Annotated in this window: 2 protein-coding genes; one reads left to right on the plus strand and one right to left on the minus strand. The window is 51.4% G+C overall.

What is annotated here, in order from left to right; translation table 11 throughout:
• A partial coding sequence (locus ABYT30_RS17850; protein WP_373097835.1) for a sigma-54-dependent transcriptional regulator occupies window positions 1-1294 on the plus strand: 1294 nt, incomplete at its 5' end.
• Between the two features lie 36 nt (window positions 1295-1330).
• On the opposite strand, the gene ABYT30_RS17855 is transcribed toward ABYT30_RS17850, so the two are convergent.
• Window positions 1331-2947 (minus strand): pilus assembly protein (locus tag ABYT30_RS17855; RefSeq protein ID WP_373097837.1); only part of this gene is annotated, 1617 nt, incomplete at its 5' end.

Raw genomic sequence — 2947 nt, forward strand, 5'->3', positions numbered from 1 at the left:
TCGCATGGGTTTGCATACCATCGCGGTAGGGAATGTTCGTGATGCGATTCGAGCACTGAGCGAGACCGAAAATATTAGCCTCTGCTTGACAGACATTAAGCTCCCCGACGGCTCTGGCTTAGAAATCGTTCGCCACATTCAGCAAAACTCGCTATGCACGGCAGTTGCCGTACTTACCGCCTATGGCAGTACCGAACTCGCCGTTGAGGCGTTAAAAGCCGGTGCCTTCGATTTTATCAACAAGCCCGTTTCCGTTGAGCAGCTGCGTAGTCTAGTAAAAACCGCCTTAAAACTAGACGGCCGAGCAAGTCAGGTCGATGGCAGCAGCAATACTCGCCTACTTGGCGAAACCCAGAGCATTGTGAATCTGCGGGAGCAAATTTTAAAATTATCGCGCAGCCAAGCGCCGGTTTACATCAGTGGCGAATCGGGTAGCGGTAAAGAGGTTGTTGCTAGGCTCATTCACGCCAATGGCCCCCGCAGCGACGCACCTTTTGTGCCAGTAAACTGCGGCGCCATTCCCAGCGAGCTGGTTGAAAGTGAATTTTTTGGTCACAGCAAAGGTAGCTTCACCGGCGCCTATGATCATAAAGAGGGCTTATTTGAGGCCGCCAATGGCGGCACCTTATTCCTCGACGAAGTCGCTGACCTGCCCTTAAATATGCAAGTGAAGTTACTCCGCGCCATTCAAGAAAAGGCCGTTCGCCGCATTGGCTCAACCCAAGAAATACCCGTCGATGTACGTATTCTCAGCGCCACTCACCGTGACTTGGCCAGAGCCGTTGCCGCCGAACATTTTCGCAGCGACCTGTTTTATCGAATTAACGTCATTGAAGTGCAAGTGCCCAGCCTGCGCGATCGCGCCAGCGACATCCCCTTGCTCGCAAAATTCATGCTAGATCGAATCGGCCGCGAGTGGGGAGTAACGCCTCCCACCTTGGATAAATCCGCACTCAGCAGCCTATGCCAATACAGTTTTCCTGGTAATGTGCGCGAACTTGAGAATATCATCGAGCGCGCGGCAACGCTTTGCGAAAACAATATAATCACCGCCGCAGACCTTTCACTACCCAGCCTCGCGGCGCAAGCAAATGTAAAAACCAGCTCCCAAGACAGCGGCAACCACTTCTCTGCCGCCGCCGGGCAGCTGGAAGAATATATTGCGGGCATCGAAAAAGAAATTATTGCGGACGCGCTGGAAGCCAACCGCTGGAACAAAACTGAATCGGCAAAAAGTCTTGGCCTTACGTTTCGGCAGTTTCGCTACAAGCTTAAAAAATATCAATTGGAATAATAAAAACGGCGACTTTAAGTCGCCGTTTTTATTCCACTATTGAAAGTAAAAATACGTTCGTTTTCGGCCACCAGACAAATCCAGCTGCGGATCGCTAGGATCAAACGGAGACGGGCCCGCACCACCGATCACAAATGGCACGGTACGCCCCTCAATCGTCACTAGCCCCGCAATCGGCGAAGGCGGAAGACCACCACCGGCAAAGGTCTGACGGTGGAAGCTACCCGTAAACAAATCAATGATATAGGCGCCCGCATTACCTAAGTTCGCTGTGCAGCTACCACTTGAGGGAACATCAGGCTGGTTCGTACCAAAATACACTTTGCCGGCAACCGCCAAGGGTGCGTTAACGCCTTTTTCACCATCGCGCAGGTTTATATAATACCCTTGGAAACTGCCGTTAGACACACCGTCAAAACGCAATTCTATGGCATCAGCATCAGTACAGGCGACAAGACTACCGCTGCTATCTAGGCATTGCACATCGGTTTGATTGACAAGATTTGTCTCGGAAATTACCGGCGTACCCGAAGGTACAGATTTGCCGTTATTTGCATCCATAATCATATAGAAACGATTATCGACATTGTAAGCCAAGCCTGCGGTAGTCTGGTCCGTATACAATGGGTGCTCCCGATCTCCTGAGCTCAATACCACCGCATCAAAATACTTAGTCGGCACCACATCGGGACCAAACAAAAATTTACGAGCGTCATTACCTGTGCTACTCAGCGAAGCCAATTTTGTCATTTGGAAATCAGCAAAAGTTGGGGTTGCTGGGCTATTAGCCTCAAGATCTACGCGCCAAACATTACCGCCAACATCCGCGGCATAGAGCCTATCGATGTAACCATCGACATCCCGATCCAACAAAGTAATATCGGCAGGAATGGACTTAGTCAACGCAGCAGTAATCACACAGGTTCCGCCAGAGGCCAAGGTCACTCCCGTACAGCTAGGCAGCGCAGCCCAGAGTACGCCGCCGGTAACGGCATCAACAATAATTATACCCCGACCCATTGAGTTACTGCTTGGCGCGGGTTCCGCATCTTCGGCCGGATCGTAACCCGCGCCAAATATCAGCACCGGATTAGTATGACTCTTGATTTGCGCAACTCGCGGTTGTGACCAGGTCTGACCTAACTCAGGTATATCCGCGTTAGTTAAGCGCCATAAAAACTGAGGCTCCGCCGGATTTGTTACATCCATTGCGTAAATTACCCGACCGCCACGGCGCGCCGACATATAAATATATGACTTACCCGCCGTCGCCCCACTCGTACGACCGTCCTGCAAAACCGTGGTGGTACCATCAAAGAAATAATCCCGAGGCAGTGCGCTGCTATCTACCACGGTAGGGTATTTCACCACTGGGTCGTCTTTATATTGACGGCTTAGCTTAGGAAAAAACTCAGGCGCCACAAAGCTCCACAACTCACCACCGGGGCGAACACCGCCAATATAGCTGGTTTGATTACCGTTGATTGCCCGGAAATGACCATCGTTTGAGCCATAGTAAACAACGACCCCGGTTGTACCGCCGTAATTGATAACCGCAGGTCGTGAATGCAGAACATCGCCATGAATTGAGCCCCTTACCGAAATCGGGCAACTACTGTCCCGCGACTCTGGTGGGCAGGGCCCGCGTTTAGA

This window comes from Zhongshania sp., assembly GCF_041623545.1.
Classification (GTDB): Bacteria; Pseudomonadota; Gammaproteobacteria; order Pseudomonadales; family Spongiibacteraceae; genus Spongiibacter.